The sequence below is a fragment of the Methanobrevibacter sp. DSM 116169 genome (assembly GCF_046197865.1).
GTDB lineage: Archaea > Methanobacteriota > Methanobacteria > Methanobacteriales > Methanobacteriaceae > JAHKLT01.
Genome location: NZ_CP166990.1, coordinates 631,435 through 649,127, shown reverse-complemented (window position 1 = coordinate 649,127; position 17,693 = coordinate 631,435). Strand labels below are relative to the sequence as shown.

The following is a 17,693-nucleotide window of genomic DNA, read 5'->3' as shown; positions in this document are numbered from 1 at the left end:
ATACAATTCTTCAAACTAAAATTAAAAGCATAATTTAACATCAACTGAAAATTTTTAAAACAATTAAGTAGAAATGTTTAATAAATCAAAATGTACATATATTAAATTATATTTAAGAGGGATGATTATGCAAAATTTTAAAAGAAGAGGAACATTAACTCATTTTCAAATACTTGCTGAGATAGCAAAACAAGATTATCATTTAAAACAAAAAGATTTAGCTGAAAGTTTAGGAATTACAATTCAAGCAGTATCTGAAAACATTAAAACATTAATTGAAGAAGGATATATTAAATCTAAAGATGGAAGATCTCCTTATACTATTACACAAACTGGAATTGATAAGGTAAAAAAAGAAGCTATTGATTTAAGAAAATTTACAGATGACGTTTTAGAAACTATGAGTTCATATAAAACTGTTTGGCCAGCTATAGCTGATGAAGACCTTAAAGCAGGAGATGTTGTAGGTCTTTATATGAGAAAAGGAATATTATATGCAGGTAATGAAAAGTCTAATGCTACAGGTATTGTTGTAAGAGATGCAAAAAAAGGAATGGATGTTGCCCTAGATTCACTACGAGGCCTTATTGATTATGATGTTGGTACAGTTAATATTATAACATTACCTACAATAAAAGAAGGAGGATCCTCAGCAGCAAACATAGATTTAATTAAAAAAACATATAAAAAAGAAAAATCTGATAATTTAGTAGTTGCTGGAATTGGTACAATATCACATGCAATTGCAAATTCTTTAGATATACCAATTGACATAGAACATGCTGCAACTCAAGCTACTGCAAATGCTGCAAGAAAAGGTTTAGATGTTCTAGTTTTATCTGTTGGAGATATGACTAAATCATTTATGCGTGAGCTTGATGATGAGAAGATAAAATATAATACTATAAATGGTAAAAAAGATTAAGATTTAATCTTTTTTAATAATGCTGCTGCAACGAAAATAGGGTTGCAATCATCTTCTATTAAAGATTCAACTAAAAATAGCTCTTTTTTAAGATTATCATTATTAACTGATTCTTTAATTTCATCTAAAAGAATACCATCTTTAATTTTTTCCATTTCTTTAAAGGTTGGAACCTTTTGTTTTTTAATTTTAGTATTTGTGTGTTTTTCAATTGTTTTTAATATCTTACGTTCACGTCCAGAAGCTAAAGTAAATGCATAACCTGTTTTACCAGCACGACCTGTTCTTCCAATTCTGTGAACATAATAATCATTGTGATTAGGTACATCATAGTTAAAAACAACTTCTACATCAGGTACATCAATTCCACGAGCTGCAACATCTGTTGCTACAAGAATATTGATTTTTTCATTTCTAAATTTACCCATTACTTTATCTCTTTGGTTTTGAGTCATGTCCCCATGAATTCCATCAGCAGAATATCCACGTTTTTTTAAGTTTCTAACTAAAAAATCAACTCTTCTTTTAGTATTTGAAAAGACAAGCCCTAATTTAACATCATGTAAGTCGATTAAACGGCATAACACATCAAGTTTATCTTTATCTTTTGTTTCAAAGTAATATTGTTCAATTTGTGGAACAACCATATCTTTTTTAGCTATTTTTAAATGAACAGGGTCTTTTTGATAGTGTTTTGTAATTTTTTTAATAGGTTTTGGAATAGTAGCTGAAAAGAGTAAAGTTTGTCTATTTTTAGGAGTAAATCTTAAAATATGTTCTATATCTTCTCTAAAACCCATATCTAACATTTCATCAGCTTCATCTAAAACCACTGTTTCAATTCCAGTTAAATCTAAAGTTTTTCTATCAATATGATCTAAAACTCTGCCAGGAGTACCAACAATAATATGAACACCTTTTTTAAGTGCTCTAATTTGCCTACCTATTGGTTGACCTCCATAAACTGCTAAAACTCTAAGTTTTTTCATGTTTTTAGAAAGTTTTTCGATTTCACCTGCAACTTGTATAGATAATTCCCTTGTAGGACATAAAATAATAGCTTGTGGAGATTTATCTTTTATAAAAATCTTTTCAAGTAATGGTACTGAGAAAGCAACTGTTTTTCCTGTTCCTGTTTGTGCTTGTCCAATGACATCTTTTCCCTCTAATGCTTCTGGAATAGCCATTTTTTGAATAGATGTTGGCTTTTCGAATCCCATATCTTTAATAGCATCTTTAATATCATTAGATATATTAAAATCATTAAATGTAGTATCGCTCATAATATCTTCTTGTTAAGTAAAATAATTAAAATCAGTTAAATGTATAATATAAAAAATTTAGTAAAATAAGAAATAATTTAAAATCTATAACTTAACTGTAATTAAGTCTTTTTTTTATCTTATTAAAAGGTTTCTATTTTAGAAGATTTAAATTATTTTGTAAAATTTAATTAAAATAGCTATTTTTATTTTTTGAAATTAGATTGACTTTTAAATTGAAAATTTAGTTTATAGTTAAAAAATTAAAAAAATAAATTATTTAAAAGTGATCACAATAACTTTGATATCTACATTTTAAACATTTATTTTTATTTTTTGTAGGTACAAATGGTTTGGTTTCATTAAATAAACCTTCCATTCTATCAAGTAAGAATTTAATTCTATTTTCATTAGATGTATCAAATTCTTCAATAAAAAAGATATTATCTGTTCCTCTCTCACGTAATGCTCCTTTTATTGGTCGTTTATCACCTTTAACCATTTGCTTAAAAGCTAAACAATATGCTCTTACTTGATTTATTGTTGAATCATATGGAGTAGTTCCTGGTTTATCATCAATAATTACAAATTCATCAGGAGTCATTTGCACCTCATCAATAAAACCTCTAATACCATATTCTGGAGATATAACTCCCATTTCACGAGATAAAATAGCTTCACTTTTAGAATTATCAAGTGCCTCTTCAAATGTTGTAGGTGTAGCAGTTTTTAGAAATTCATCTTCTAATTCTTGGTGAACATAGCTACCTCTAAGCATTGCACTTGTTGGACCTACTTTAATTTTTTTAATATGTTCTAAATAAATTGAATATTCACAATATCCTTGTTTATTAAGCATACTTATTGGAAAATTGTTTTTTCCGTTAATAATTTGAAGACTTTTAATATCAGGGTGTTTTTTTATCTCTAAATTATCTGTAGTATTTTTAATAATTTTATTTTCCATAATTATAATAATATAAGCTTATTATTGAAGTAGTTTTCGAGAGCAAATAAATTTAAAAAAAAAAAATTATAAAGAAATAATTATATTTCTAATATTAAACTGGTCTTGAAGCAACTGAACCTCTACCCTGATCCATTGGTGCTGCCTGATATTCAATACCTTGAGATGAGGATTCAAGATTATCGCTAGAATCATACCCTAATTTTTCATTAGCATACTTACTACCTTCTTCAGTATGATAATAAGGATTATTAGCACAATCCATACATACCTTACCCTGATTATACCAATCATTAGCTTCAGCTGTTGATAGTCCTGCACCACAAATCATACAATAAGCAGAATAAACAGTCTTCTCAACACTTTCTTCAGTAGCTTTATTTTCAACAGTATTGTTTACTGTTAAGTTAGTGGTATTATTGTTAGTAATATTAATAGTAGAATTATTTGTTGTATCTGTATCATTATTAAATATAAATCCACTTGCAACAACTAAAACTAATAATACTATTACTACTGCAATAACTCCAATTAATATTTTAATATTTTTTTCCATTCTAAAAATCCTTAATCTTTAAAATATCTTTTCACCACTAACAGTTTTCATATCAGTAATAACTTTCAAAGGCAAGTTACCAAACTTAGTATTCTCATGATATTTAATTTTAACTTCATCATAGCCATTAAATGTTTTAAACTCAAAATAATCACCATCATTATCTCCATCATCAATATAGTAATGATCTATATCTTCACCATATCCTACATCAATAATAGACCAAATACCTAAATTTTCAAATAGTGGGTCGCCAAAACTAAATTCACGATAAGCAGTTGGTTTTATTGTAATATAACCTTCTGAATCTTTCTCAGGTTCAACAGCACTAACCATGCTTAAACTTGCTAATGCTAATATTGTTATTAATATTATTGTTAAAATTTTATTCATAATCAATCACTTAAAAAAATTTTTTATATTTTATTATTTGATTAATCGAATATTTAAAAATTTATAAAAAAAATAATGAATATAAACAAGTAAGTATTCACTAAAAAACAAGATACATACAAACACATAACAATTAAAACAAAATTACTTATTTTCCATATCCCTTAACACTTTCTCAACCAACGGCCTACTAAATTCTTTAATTTGAATCATACATTCATGTTCTTCAGCACTGTACAAATACCCATCATAAGGAACAACATTCCCTTTCTTAAGTTCAATCATGATTAGTATGTATAATTAAGTATAGTATTAAAAAAAGATGTAATACCAAAAGAAACAAAAACAAAAAAGTAAAAGTAAAAGATTAAGAATAATTTTTACTAACCCTTTTTATTTTAAAAAAAGTGTAGCAATTGGTAAATTTATTGGAAAAATTAAAATACAATACTATGAAAGCTCAAATCATAATTGTAAAACCAATTACTACATGATAATATAAAATTCAAATCTTATTTATAATTATCTCAAAGAAAATTTAATAGATTTCAATTTAGTGAGGGTCGGCCAAAAATGTTATTTTTGGTTTTTTCTTGTTTAGATAGTTCTTATGAACCATAGTAGCACGAGCTTAAATTCCCATTCCTCCCACGGTACATAATTGATTAAGTTATTTGTTTTTTTAAAGGGTTCTTTTTTTTGCTTAAGTTCTTTTTAAATATTGTGTTTGGATTTCACATCAATATTCTTGTAAAAGAAATTTTTTTAATCAAAATAATAAATTAAACTCCTTTAAAATATCATTAAAATATTTATTAATCAATTACAAGTTATTATTTGTATTAAATGGTATATAAAGTACCATGTTTTATTAAAAAACAAATATACATTGAAAAAACAATTATTTAAAATAAAAACAATAATAAAACCAAAATAATTTTGGCCAACCCTCTTAGTAAAAAGAAAAACTTATTTAAAAAATAAAATAATAATATAAGTTTAATGAGAAGAAAAACTATTTCAATAATCATGTTAATTATATTTATTGGAGGAATGGCTTTAAATTTATCAGATAGTTTTATGCCTAGTGATGCATCTGCAAATAAACATTCATCAATTGGAACTTTACAAATAAAAGATATAATTACAAATGAAACAACAAATGTGAGCTATGAAGCATCAGGAAAATGCTATAAAGTAGTTGATGGAGATACTATTTGGGTAGAAGGTGTTGGAAAAATACGTTTTGTTGGTGTTAATACTCCTGAGAAGAATGAGAAAGGATATCAAGAAGCAAAAGATTTCGTGCACAACCAATGCTACGGCAAAACAGTTTATCTAGATATAGATGATGCAAGAAATAAAGATAAGTACAATAGAACATTAGCTATAATCTATACAGAAGATACAAATATTAATAAAGCATTACTTCAAGAAAATTTAGCAGAAATAATGTATATTCCACCATCAGAATTTAGTAAAGGGCTTGGAACTTAAATAGATTTTTTAAGTCTTAATTCTAGATGATACTTCTTAAACTTAAAAAGAAGATTTGAAAAATTTTATATAATATGAAACATATAATGATTAATTGACTTCGTGGAAAAAGTCATCTATTCTTCAGCTGATTATTGTTCGATGCAAATCGGTTTGTTGATTCTGTTGTGTTCTATTCTTCTTGTGGGTTTGTTTTAAGTTTATACTTATTCAAACCCCGCAACAGACTTTAATAGTGTTATAACTACTTTTTTTAAATTACTTTAATTCATATTTTCATTTTGAGAAATATTTAAATTTTATGAAAAATATTAATATTAATAGAGGGATTTCTTTTCTTCTTTGATTATGTTTAAAAAAATTAAAAATAATAATATAATTGAAACATAATAGTCGAACAATATGAAGATAGTATTCCACGAAGTATCTTCATCTTTGCAAAAGGAGGTGATAGTATGGCAGAAATATACATCACTTTAGGTGTTTTTTACTTAGCCTTAGGGTTATACTGTCTAATACTATTATAATAAAATAGTACTTTTGTAAGGGAGTTTATTGGATCTTCTGAGTATGTTGTAACATTATTATTTTCTCCACATAAATAATAGAAGAACACCCTCTGATTTGGATTATTTTTTTTATATTTAAAAAAATAGTATTTTTAGTTAATCTTCAGTGTGTTAATTTAAAAAAATTTAGTAGAAAAAACTTAAATAGATTTTTTAAGTCCTAATTCTAAATGATACTTTTTTTCCATTCTTTCTATAACTCTATTCCATTCTTGAATAGAAATCATACCTTTATCTGGAATTAATTCATTAAAATAAGATTCAGGCAAATTGAAAATATCTGCTAAAACATATGTTAATACTTTACCACCACATTTAAGGTCATATGTATCATAGCCTGTAATCCATTGAATCCAAATTCCAAGAGATTTAGAATATTCTTCTTTTAATGCATCATACCAATTTAGAATCTTATTAGAACCTAACTTTTCAGGCCCATAAGAAATATAATAATCTTCTCCAGTCCAATTAATATTTTCATAATATGTTAAAAGATCATCTTCAGATTCAATATTTTCTTTTAAATATTTTTTAAGTTCACTTTCACTTTGGAAAAATCCAAGTAATTCTAACTCTTCAGGATTTTTATCCATTAAATCATAGATTAAATCCTCATCAAGTTCTGATATTTCATAACCTTCAATTTTTTTATTATCATTAAATGGTTTAAAATCAATTGCATAATTAATAAAATCATCTTTTTTCAAATACCACAAAACTTGAAGTTTTTTAGTCATAATAAAATACCCTAATAACCTAATTCATCAATAACAATAGTATTACTAAGTCTATTTAAAATTCTATCATCAGATTTGACTATTTTTCCAATAGCCCAATCAAATATTATAGGTATCCAATAAATTTTAGATATTGATCTGATTATAGCTTGTAAAAATGTAATTCTCCTACCGTTTCTACTCATTACTTGAAGATACATTAAAGATTTACCAACTGTAGCTCCTCTATATTTTTCACATAAAACAAAATAAACCATAATTAAAATAGGAATCACATATGCAAAATAATGATAAATCTCATTCATATTATAAGGATTAGCTATTATAGATAAAATAAATGATAAAATCCACATAAATGCAGATACAACAAAGAAATCAAGAATATAAGCTATTGTTCTTTTAACAAAAATACTTGGCATATAATTTTCACCTATATATATTTTGTATAAACATATATTTAAAAATAATTAACAAACTCTTGGAACAGGATCTGCAATAGGGCTTTCTAAAATCCTTTGACCACCAACAGGAGTTTCAATTAAAACATGTTCTCCTTCTATTACTTCACCAATAATAGCTGCATCACGGCCATATTTATTTTTTTTAATAATTTCTAAAACTTTATCAGCTAATTCAGCTTTAACACCCATGACAACTTTACCCTCATTTGCAACTTCATATGGGTCAATTCCAAGCATTTCAGATGCTGCATGAACTTCTTTTTTAATAGGTATATCTTCTTGATTAAGTAATACTCCAACACCAGATTTTTTAGCCATTTCATTAATAGCATTTGCAAATCCTCCACGAGTTGGATCTTTCATAGCTGTAATAGCTTTTAAATCAATAGCTTCTTTAATCATGTTCCAAACTGGTGCAACGTCTGATGTTAAATCTGTTTCAAATTCCATACCTTCTCTAAAAGACATTAGGCTCATTCCATGATCTCCTAAAGTTCCAGTAACAATAATTTTATCTCCAACATTTAAAGTGGAATCTCTTACAATTTCGCCTTTTTTAGCTATTCCAATACCAGTTGTAACAATAACAAGCTCATCAATCTTATCATGTTCCATAACTTTAGTATCACCTGCAATAACTGCAACATCAGCTTCCCTACATGTTTCATCTAAAGATTTCATGATTTTATCCAAATCATCAATTGGAAAACCTTCTCTTATAATCATAGCATTTGTAATAGCTAGTGGTTTTGCACCCATTACAGAAACATCATTAATTGTACCTGCAGCAGAAATTCTACCTATATCTCCACCAGGGAAAAAAAGAGGATTAATTGTATGACCATCAGTTGTAATAACAATCTCATAATCACCTAATGGAATAGTAGCCCCATCATCAAGATCATCAAGACTAACTCCTCCATCAACACTTTTTTTACTAATATTATTTAAAATAGTTTCAGCTATTAAATTACTCATTACTTCTCCGCCAGCACCATGGCCCATACCGATTTTATCTTCTGACATAAAATATCTCCTAAAATAAATAAATTAAATAAAAAAAATGTATAAAAAAAATTAAAATAAAAAAAAAGAAATTAATCTTTAATTAAAATTCCGTTAATAACACCATGTTGACCAGGTCTAGAGGTAACTTTAGCTTTACCTTCAGAAGTTTCTAAAATAGCACCTTTGGTTATGATGTTACGTCTAACATAGTTGGGATTAGCTTGATTTTCAACAACATCTAAAATTTCAGCTATTTTAGATTTATTGTTTTTAGGATCCATAACATTAACTTTATTATCAATTGCTAATCTTAATTTTTCGTTTCCACCACGAGTTCTAATTTTTCTAGTTTTACGTTCCCCTACTTTAGTTTGTGCAGGATCTCTACCTAATTCCGCTTTTCTTTTTCCGCGGTTGTCTATATTTCTAGCCCCACTAGCTCTTCTTGTGGATTTACCTTGAGAAATTGCCATAATATTCACCTAATTGTTTTTAATAAATTTAATAATCGCAACCTTTAAGCTATTTTCAATAAATTAATTATGCAAGAATAAAACTAATTCATATTGAGAACAAAAAATAGCTTTAAAGAATAATGATAATAAAATATTAATTTTTCATTATATATAAATCATGTGCTTTAAAATATTTAAAAATAAAAAAATTTTATTACAATTAAAAAATATAATTAATATTAATTAAAATTATTTTGGTGCAAAAATTGCAAAGTGAATCTAAAGAACAAACAGCTCTTGAGAAGGAAATAAAAGAACAAGCTCATAAATTCTTAAAAAAAATAAACTCTGAGCTACCAGAAAGTATGGAATTAGAGTATGAAGGATTTTATAGAAGAGGATTTTTTGTAAGTAAAAAAAGATATGCTGTAATTGAAGATGGAACTATTATAGCTAAAGGATTAGAACTTGTAAGAAGAGATTGGGCACCAATAGCTAAAAAAACACAAGAAGAAATATTAATGGTAATTTTAAAAGAAGGTAATACTGATAAAGCTATTGAAATTGTTAAAAAGGTTTTAAAAAGACTTCAAACTGGAAAAGTTGATATGAAAGAGCTTATCATCCATACCCAAATTACTAAAAAATTATCAGATTATAAACAAATTGGTCCTCACGTAGTAGCAGCTCAAAGAATGGAAGAACGAGGAGTTAAAGTAAGTAGAGGAACAATAATTCAATATGTTATTATAAAAGGAAAAGGATCAATAAGTGAACGAGCTATTCCTTATGAATACAGCGATGGATATGAATATGATATTAACTATTATCTCAATAATCAATTAATTCCAGCTGTTTCAAGAATAATGAGTTCATTAGGTTATTCTAAAAAAGATTTAGAAGATTTAGCTGTTGGAGAAAAACAAGTAAGTTTAGATGCTTTCTTTTAGATAAATAGTTTTTAAAAAATATACTCAATAATATTGGATCCTATTTAAAAAATTAAAATGTAAAATCAGTTAATGGCAATATATTTGGAATATTAGTTATATTTAATATGTCATTTTTAAATTTAAATAATTTTAAATCTCCTGTAATAAAATCGACAATATTTTGATTAGATAAGTCATGCACATCTAATATAATCTCATCATCAGGAAAATGAATGACAATTTTTTTACCATTTTCAATGATTGCAAGATGTTTTAGTTGCTTATGAATATTTAAATATTCATTTTTTCTTATATGGTTTTTAATTTGATTATCAAAAATAGAATAATTATTAGCTAAAACCTTATTAAATTCATTGCATATTTCATTAATATGATTTATTAAGTTTTTAACACTTACTTCACCATATGCTCCGAATTTATCCCAAATGATTTTACCTATTTTTTCTTTATCCAAATCAACAGTTTTATTATAAAATTGCATGTTTGAAACATTTTTAGAAATTTTAATAAATTCATTTTCTTCAATAAAATATTTATTATTCAAACTATTTTCTAATTCTGTAAAAAAATGATTATATGCCATAGGAATTATATTTAATAAATCAATGAATTCATTTTCAACTGTATTTGAAATATATTTATCACATTTCTTTTTAAAAACATTCATAGCACAATTATGCCAAGGGTCTTGATTTATAACAAATCCTACAATAACATTTGTATCTAAAAAATAAGTCATTTAATTATTCCTTTAATATATTAGGAGCAATTTCATCTAATAATTTTTGAACCGTGTCATCGTGTTTTTTATTTGATTCATACATTTCAGAATAATAATTCATTCTTAATTTGAAAAAATTTCTACTAAAATTAATATATTCCTTTTTAAATTTACTTTTAACTAATTCTTTATTTGTTTTTCCATATGTTGAATAAATATTTAATTTAAAATCAGTAATCTTTATAAACTCTATAAGAATTTTAGATAATAAAGTAACTTCTTCCTCTTTAATGCTAGATATATCTTTTTCAAAAATATTATTTATTATCCTATCTAATTCAACATAATCATAATATTCTTCATTCAATATATTGTTTTTTTCAACTTTAGAAACAATTTTCTTAATTTTTCCAAGCATAGCAGTTATATTATCGTTTGTGTTTTCATTTATATTATTAATTGACTCTTCATTTTGAACTTCTGCTTCTTGTAAATGGGAAGTTATAATAACTATTTCAAAAGAACCCTCTTTTTTAATTTCTTCTGATTGATTAGAAAAACCTAATAATTTTTTTACAGTATTAATAATAATACTTAAATTATATTCTATATCAAACTCTTTTTCATTAACATTTACAGCTATGACCATGAAATCACCAAAAAATAAGTTCTTAAAACAAACATATCTTATTTATAATAATATATATTCTTTTAATTAATATATTTATTGTAATTTAAGACACCAATAGAACTACTTTTCATAATTTACTAAAGCTAAATCATTATTTACTTAAAATTTAATCTTTACTTAAATTCATTGCAAAATAATTTTTCTTTTATTAATATTCATTTAAAATATCATGAAAATGCTTATTAATTAATTACAGATTAGTATTTATATCAAATAGTATATAAAATACTATGTTTTATTAAAGAACAAATATACATTAAAAAAACAATAATCTAAAATGAAAACAATAATAAAAACAAAATAATTTTGGTCAACTTCTATTTATAAAAGAAACAAATTTTTAAAATATAAATAGATTAAAAAATATAATAGTTACAAGGTGCACTTATGGACAAAGTAGTATTTTTTGATATAGATGATACATTACTCGATACATCTAGTTTTGCTGTAATGGCTAGAAAAGCAGCTATTGATTCAATAGTTGAAAATGGACTTCCTTTAGAAAAAGAAGAAGCTTATGAATTATTAAAAGAAATCATAAAAGAGAAAGGATCAAACTATGATAAACATTTTAATATTTTAACTAAAAGAGTTTTAGATAAAGAAGACCCATTATTAATAGCTCTTGGAATGATTACATACCATAATGTTAAATTTTCACTACTTAGACCATATCCAAAAACCAATGACATATTAATTTATTTAAAAAGTAAAGGATACCGCTTAGGAGTAATTTCAAATGGAATTACAATTAAACAATGGGAAAAACTTCTTAGATTAAATTTATATCCATTTTTTGATGAAGTTATAACCTCTGGAGAAGTAGGTTTTGAAAAACCAAGCCCTTATATTTTTGAAGAAGCATTAAAAAGAATGGAAGGAAATCCAGAAAAATGCACAATGATTGGTAATAAATTCAAAGAAGATGTTATGGGTGCAGTAAATGCTGGAATGAGTGCAATATATGTTAATCCCAATCCTAAACAAGAAGAATTAGATAGGATTAAAGATGAAAATTTAGATATTAAAGTCATCTCAAATATTAGAGATGTAGATAAACACTTATAAACTATTTATTTTTAAAGGGTTTACCATGACCTGTAAATATATCTACAGCTTCTGAATTTTTAATAAAATCAACTGATTTTAACATTTCTTTTTTATTTTCAAAAATTTTAGCAAGTGAAGGAGAAAAATGATTCATCATTGCATCTCCAACAATAAATTTATCATTATCAACCATAATTCCAATTGAACCTGCAGTATGTCCTGGAAGAGAGTAAATTTTTGCATCAATTCCATAATCTTTTAGATTATCATTATTTTTAATAAAAAAATCAATATTTAACTTATCTTTTTTTGAAACAGAATCTAATAGCTTTGTTGATAAAAGTAAAAATCTACCAAACAAATCATAAGGATAACTCTTAATCTCATTATTCATGTTTTCATAATCTATTTTAGTCATTGAAAGAGGAATATTTAATTTTTCAGCTAAAAAATTAGCATTTGATGTATGATCAGAGTGGTTATGAGTTAAAATAATTAATTGTACATTTTCATCTTTAATAGAATTATAAATAGATTTTTTATCAAAACTTGCACCAGTATCTATTAAAACACTTTTATTATTTTCTTTAATTAAATAAGCTTTTGACATATTTCCCAAAGATTTAATTTCTGCCATATTAACACCTATAAACTTTTTTTAAAACCTCTTTTTGTATAATAAAATGCTACAATTATTCCTAAAAGCGTAGGGAAAAAATAAGAACTTAACCTTTCAAGAGTACTAGCTGCAAATACACTTGATGAGGCAATACCAATTGGAGCGAATAATAAAATCATTATAATTTCTGTAATTCCAAGTGATCCTGGAAGTAGTGGAATAAATGAAATTAAAATAGATATTGTAAAAATTACAATAAAAGGAGCAAGTGGTGGAGCTATTCCAATAGCTATAAAAGCAAGATATGAATTTAATAAATCAAGTAACCAAGCTATTAAAGCTAAGCTTGCACCAATAATAAAAAAATTCTTATCATCAACAATAAGCCTAAAACTTTCACTAAAATTATCCGTATATTCAATTAATTGAGCTTTTATATTATCATAAATAAATTTTTCTTTAAAAATTATTCTAACAAGTGGAGAAATTAAATTTAATATTTTAACAATTATTATTTCTGCTTTATCTTTATTAATACCAATATAGATTATAAAAATAAAAGCTATTACCATTAAAACTATTAAAATAATAAAAAACAATTTTAAATAGCTATTTATTGACCAAAATGGTAATGCACAAATTGATATTAAAGATAATATTATAAAAGGAAGTAACTCAAAAACTCTACTTACAAAAGTAGATGCAAGTGTAACTTCAATATCTGTATCATTATAAACAGTTAATAAATAAGCTCTTAAAGGTTCACCACCAATAGAACCAGGAGTAACATTTTTACCAAATAAACTTGTAATTAATATTCCTAAAATATGTGAAAAATCAGGAAAAGAACCCATTTTATTTAAAATATATTTCCACCTTATAGCCCATAAAAATATTACAACAATTTCAATTAAAAATGTTAAAGCTAAAATATATAGGTTAGTTTTTTCTAATGCTTTAGCTACATCATCTAAACCAGATAAAAATAAAATTCCAAAAAGTAATGCTGCAATAGCTATAAAAGATATAATAATTACTTTTTTATTATCTTTTATAAAATCAAAAATACCTTGATTAGAATCATCTATATTATCCACAAAGTCACCAAAAAGTAAAATAAGTTATTTATATAATGTGTTTCCATGAGAATCCATTGCAACAATTAATGGACCAAAACATTTAACTTTAAGATTCCAAATAGCTTCAGGCATTCCAAGATCTAACCATTCAACATCCTCAATCTCTTCAATACCATTAACATATAATGCTGCACAACCACCAGTAGCTACAAGATAAGCTGCACCATTACGTTTTAATGCTTCTTGAACAGATTCATTCATACCACCTTTACCAATAACTAATTTAACTCCTTTATCAATTACATCAGCTTGATATGGATTCATCCTCATTGAAGTAGTTGGTCCAATAGCTACCATTTTATAATTAGGATTATCATCTGTTCCGTCATTTTTTATAATGGGACCTGCATGAAAAATAGCTACACCTTCTAAATCATATGGAGAACCTTCTTCTAAGATTCTTTTATGAGCTTGATCTCTTGCAGTTAAAATATTTCCAGATAAGTAAACAACATCTCCTGCTTTTAAATTACTAATATCATCTTTAATAGGAACATCTAATTTTATCATTAATTCACCTAATTACATTAATCATATATATTATATAAATTTTTAAATAAATAAATTTATGTAAGAATTAGAATTCTTAGAGGAAAAAATGTTAAATATTAATCCATAACATTACTAGCACCACTACTTTTTATATTTCATGTGCTCTTTTAGATTTTTTCGTTAATAATATTTTTTTTATACCATTTACAAGAATACAAGTGGCATTATTAACATTAAAGTGAATAAATCATTATCTCAAGAAAGACCAAAAATAAAAAAATTAAGATGTAACTAATACTGTTTCCATGTCGGAAATATTATAATCATTAATAACTTTTTTATCTACTTCTTCAATAACAGAAGCATTATGTGTTTCATAAATATATGTAATTTTTAAATATATTATTCCATCTTTAATAGTTATATTCATATCAATATGTTTTGGATTATGAAGATCTTGTTTTCTTATATTGAAAATTCTTGAAGCATTAAACATTTCAAGAGCAAAAGGAACATTATTTTCATCAAAATCAATATAAACACTATTATCAATTTCTATTGTTTTTTTATATTTAAATTCTCCTTCAGCACCAATATCCATTATATCAAATTTATTGTCATATTCATATGTTGCTTTAAGAGTATTAACTTCTTCCATAAAAATTCAACCCTATTCATTAAATGATCACGTTTAGATATTTTTTTAGGAATAATTATAACAATTTTATCTAAAATATCATTAAAATATATATTAACCAATTACAAATTATTATTTATGTTAAATAGTATATAAAACACTATGTTTTATTAAACAACAAATATACATTGAAAAAACAATAATTTAAAATAAAAACAATAATAAAATCAAAATAATGTTGGCCAACACTCAACATATGGAAAAAAATTCAGTTATTTCAAAAAAAAATGGAAATATCTTTGAATATATTAATGTGATTAACTATGACTAATAAAAATGAAATAAAATTGTTTGAAACACAGGAAAATAAGAACAATTTGGAATAAGTAAATAGAAGATTATTATTTTTCTGTTGTAGATATTATTGAAGTATTATTTGAAAGTAGTAACTCTGATCAATATTGGAGAACTTTAAAAAGCCGTTTTAAAATCAGCAGAAATGAAACCATTACAAATTGTAACGCTTTGAAAACGAAATCTAAAGAGGGTAAAATGCATTTAACTGATGTTAGTGATATTAAACAAATTTTAATTTTTATTAATTTTCTTTTTTTTACATTAATGTACAAAAAAATACATTATTGCTATTTTTCAAAAAATTTCAAGTAATTAAGTTATTATCTTATAATATCAATAATATAATTAAAGCATATAATAAAAAGTGTGGAGTAAAAACTAATGTCAAGTATGAGTAGTGTAGCAGGATTATCAAAATATATCAAAACCTTACCCTCAACAAAAATAAGTACAGTAAACATAATAGTAGCTAGTTTTATAATTGGTGCATTGTATTTTATAATAAATCCAGTTTATGATATGGGGCTTTTAGAACAGATAATTTATGGAGGAGCCTTTGGATTTTTCGTATTAGGAATAGCTTCTATAATGAGTGGTGGAATGAATCAACAATGGGTTACATCATTACATGGAATTAATCTAAAAACAAAACATTCAATGTTTTTATCTTTCTTATCAATGTTAGCTATAGGATTTATAATGCTTGGTGGAGCAATAATATCTGTTTTTTTCAATGTTGATTTAAGTGTAGAAAGTATTATATTTGGAGTTATACTTAGTTTTGCATTTAATATTATAGTATTATGGAGTACATCATCAATAGGGTTTACTAAATCAGTATTTATCGGAGCTATGCAACCATTACTCACATTAACAATGTTTATCATCATAACATTTGTATCTCATGCAGAAAGCATAATTGGCCTTGGAATTACACCATTATTTATTAAAGCTATTATTGGAAGTATAATCTTTGCAATATTCATATATTCATTTATTTCAATAGTAGAATCTCCAATGAAGAAAAATTTAGGTATTGGAGTTTTAGATCTTTTAAGTTTATTTATTGCACATATGAATGAAGGTTCCAGCTCTTTAGAAGGATTATTTGATGATATGGGAGAAACTATTGAAACACTCATTAGTTATGTTAGTTTTAAAAAAGGAAATGAAATAAAATCATTATTTGTAAGTCCATGTGTTCATCCAGGTCCTTTAGGAGATATTGGAGGATCAAATATGCCTACAACACTTGCAAATAAATTTGATCATTTTACTATGATAGCTCATGGCCCATCTACACATGATTTTAATCCTGTATCAACTAAAGAAGTAGATAAAATAGAAATAGCTATAAAAAATAGTTTAGAAAATCTAGAATATTCAAATATAGCTAGTGATTTTAAAAGATATAATGAGAAAAAATCAAATATAGGAGTTCAATTCTTTAATAAGGGAATGATATTACTTAGTACTTTTGCACCTTATGGTTGTGATGATATTGAATTTAGTGTAGGACTTACAATGCTTGCATATAGTCAGAAAACCTGTGAAATTGATGATGCGATAATTGTAGATTGTCATAATTCATTTACAGAAGAAAGTGGAGAAGTATTACCTGGAAATCCTGAAGTTTTTGAGCTAATAGATGGAATTCAAAAAATAGATCATACTCCAAAAGAATCAACAATCAAAGTAGGATGTCATGAAGATTTAATGGAAACCTTAGATAAAACATCTGGAGTTGGAGATAGCGGTATTAAAACTATGATTGTAGAAGTAAATAATCAAAGAACTGCATATGTTTTATTTGATTCAAATAATATGGAAATTGGTTTTAGACAAGAAATCATTGAAGCTACTAAAGACTTAGCTATTGATGAAATTGAAGTTATGACAACTGATACTCATTCAGTGAATACATTAGCTAAAGGATATAATCCAATTGGTACTCAAAAAAGAAAAGAAATAATCCAATATGTTAGAAAAACTATTCAAATAGCTATTGAAGATTTAGAAGAAGTTGAAGTAGGAACTAAAACTGAAAGAATTAGTCTTAAAACATTTGGACCTAATAATTCAACAGAATTAATATCAACAATGAGTTCAATTGTTTCTGTAAGTAAAATAATAGCTCCAATATTATTCTTAGCAGCTTTAATAATAACCCTTATGTGGTTATTATATTAAAAAATTAAAAAAAT

The 17,693-nt window shown here is 25.2% G+C and carries 19 protein-coding genes; 5 read left to right on the top strand and 14 right to left on the bottom strand.

What is annotated here, in order from left to right:
• Window positions 1-127: 127 nt before the first annotated feature.
• Complete coding sequence (locus ACA134_RS03415) at window positions 128-925, top strand: winged helix-turn-helix transcriptional regulator (protein ID WP_409200781.1); 798 nt, start codon at window positions 128-130, stop codon at window positions 923-925.
• Here ACA134_RS03415 and ACA134_RS03410 read toward each other — a convergent pair.
• From ACA134_RS03410 to ACA134_RS03395, 4 genes are all read right to left on the bottom strand, one after another.
• Entirely contained in the window at window positions 922-2,208 is a 1,287-nt protein-coding gene (locus ACA134_RS03410; protein ID WP_409200780.1) for a DEAD/DEAH box helicase, read from the bottom strand. The genes ACA134_RS03415 and ACA134_RS03410 overlap by 4 nt on opposite strands.
• Window positions 2,209-2,467: 259 nt before the next feature.
• Window positions 2,468-3,154, bottom strand: a complete 687-nt coding sequence (locus tag ACA134_RS03405) for a PD-(D/E)XK nuclease family protein (RefSeq protein WP_409200779.1) — start codon at window positions 3,152-3,154, stop codon at window positions 2,468-2,470.
• A 94-nt stretch (window positions 3,155-3,248) separates the two neighbouring features.
• The gene (locus tag ACA134_RS03400; protein ID WP_409200778.1) at window positions 3,249-3,710 is read right to left on the bottom strand and encodes a hypothetical protein; all 462 of its coding nucleotides are present in this window, start codon (window positions 3,708-3,710) and stop codon (window positions 3,249-3,251) included.
• Between the two features lie 18 nt (window positions 3,711-3,728).
• The gene (locus ACA134_RS03395) at window positions 3,729-4,103 is read right to left on the bottom strand and encodes a hypothetical protein (protein WP_409200777.1); all 375 of its coding nucleotides are present in this window, start codon (window positions 4,101-4,103) and stop codon (window positions 3,729-3,731) included.
• A gap of 1,053 nt (window positions 4,104-5,156) precedes the next feature.
• On the opposite strand from ACA134_RS03395, the gene ACA134_RS03390 reads away from it, so the two are divergent.
• On the top strand, window positions 5,157-5,600 hold the full coding sequence (locus ACA134_RS03390) for a thermonuclease family protein (protein WP_409201061.1): 444 nt from the start codon (window positions 5,157-5,159) through the stop codon (window positions 5,598-5,600).
• 709 nt (window positions 5,601-6,309) lie between these two features.
• Here the strand turns inward: ACA134_RS03390 and ACA134_RS03385 are convergent.
• The 4 genes from ACA134_RS03385 to ACA134_RS03370 all read right to left on the bottom strand — a co-directional run bounded on the left by ACA134_RS03385 (window position 6,310) and on the right by ACA134_RS03370 (window position 8,848).
• A complete protein-coding gene (locus tag ACA134_RS03385; RefSeq protein ID WP_409200776.1) occupies window positions 6,310-6,906 on the bottom strand; it encodes a hypothetical protein in 597 nt (198 codons plus the stop codon).
• Between the two features lie 11 nt (window positions 6,907-6,917).
• Window positions 6,918-7,325: an RDD family protein gene (locus ACA134_RS03380; protein ID WP_409200775.1), complete on the bottom strand. Its 408-nt coding sequence runs from the start codon at window positions 7,323-7,325 to the stop codon at window positions 6,918-6,920.
• Between the two features lie 48 nt (window positions 7,326-7,373).
• Window positions 7,374-8,393 carry a hydrogenase expression/formation protein HypE gene (hypE, locus tag ACA134_RS03375; protein ID WP_409200774.1) on the bottom strand — a complete coding sequence of 340 codons (1,020 nt, stop codon included), beginning with the start codon at window positions 8,391-8,393 and terminating at the stop codon, window positions 7,374-7,376.
• A gap of 71 nt (window positions 8,394-8,464) precedes the next feature.
• Complete coding sequence (locus ACA134_RS03370) at window positions 8,465-8,848, bottom strand: 30S ribosomal protein S8e (RefSeq protein WP_409200773.1); 384 nt, start codon at window positions 8,846-8,848, stop codon at window positions 8,465-8,467.
• A gap of 248 nt (window positions 8,849-9,096) precedes the next feature.
• Between ACA134_RS03370 and ACA134_RS03365 the strand changes: the two genes are divergently transcribed.
• A complete protein-coding gene (locus ACA134_RS03365) occupies window positions 9,097-9,780 on the top strand; it encodes a DNA polymerase domain-containing protein (protein ID WP_409200772.1) in 684 nt (227 codons plus the stop codon).
• Between the two features lie 52 nt (window positions 9,781-9,832).
• Here ACA134_RS03365 and ACA134_RS03360 read toward each other — a convergent pair whose 3' ends face one another.
• Both ACA134_RS03360 and ACA134_RS03355 read right to left on the bottom strand, forming a co-directional pair.
• Window positions 9,833-10,522: a hypothetical protein gene (locus ACA134_RS03360; RefSeq protein WP_409200771.1), complete on the bottom strand. Its 690-nt coding sequence runs from the start codon at window positions 10,520-10,522 to the stop codon at window positions 9,833-9,835.
• A gap of 4 nt (window positions 10,523-10,526) precedes the next feature.
• Window positions 10,527-11,153: a hypothetical protein gene (locus ACA134_RS03355; protein WP_409200770.1), complete on the bottom strand. Its 627-nt coding sequence runs from the start codon at window positions 11,151-11,153 to the stop codon at window positions 10,527-10,529.
• A 429-nt stretch (window positions 11,154-11,582) separates the two neighbouring features.
• On the opposite strand from ACA134_RS03355, the gene ACA134_RS03350 reads away from it, so the two are divergent.
• Window positions 11,583-12,263: a TIGR02253 family HAD-type hydrolase gene (locus ACA134_RS03350; protein ID WP_409200769.1), complete on the top strand. Its 681-nt coding sequence runs from the start codon at window positions 11,583-11,585 to the stop codon at window positions 12,261-12,263.
• Window position 12,264: 1 nt separating this feature from the next.
• Here the strand turns inward: ACA134_RS03350 and ACA134_RS03345 are convergent, their stop codons facing one another.
• The 4 genes from ACA134_RS03345 to ACA134_RS03330 form a co-directional block, all read right to left on the bottom strand.
• Window positions 12,265-12,882 (bottom strand): MBL fold metallo-hydrolase, encoded by a 618-nt coding sequence (locus tag ACA134_RS03345; RefSeq protein WP_409200768.1) that lies wholly within the window; start codon window positions 12,880-12,882, stop codon window positions 12,265-12,267.
• An 8-nt stretch (window positions 12,883-12,890) separates the two neighbouring features.
• Window positions 12,891-13,961: a flippase-like domain-containing protein gene (locus tag ACA134_RS03340; protein ID WP_409200767.1), complete on the bottom strand. Its 1,071-nt coding sequence runs from the start codon at window positions 13,959-13,961 to the stop codon at window positions 12,891-12,893.
• Between the two features lie 24 nt (window positions 13,962-13,985).
• The gene (locus tag ACA134_RS03335; protein WP_409200766.1) at window positions 13,986-14,513 is read right to left on the bottom strand and encodes a FumA C-terminus/TtdB family hydratase beta subunit; all 528 of its coding nucleotides are present in this window, start codon (window positions 14,511-14,513) and stop codon (window positions 13,986-13,988) included.
• A 262-nt stretch (window positions 14,514-14,775) separates the two neighbouring features.
• Window positions 14,776-15,153 (bottom strand): hypothetical protein, encoded by a 378-nt coding sequence (locus tag ACA134_RS03330; protein WP_409200765.1) that lies wholly within the window; start codon window positions 15,151-15,153, stop codon window positions 14,776-14,778.
• 717 nt (window positions 15,154-15,870) lie between these two features.
• Here ACA134_RS03330 and ACA134_RS03325 point away from each other — a divergent pair.
• Window positions 15,871-17,679, top strand: a complete 1,809-nt coding sequence (locus ACA134_RS03325) for a DUF2070 family protein (protein ID WP_409200764.1) — start codon at window positions 15,871-15,873, stop codon at window positions 17,677-17,679.
• The last annotated feature ends 14 nt before the right edge of the window (window positions 17,680-17,693 follow it).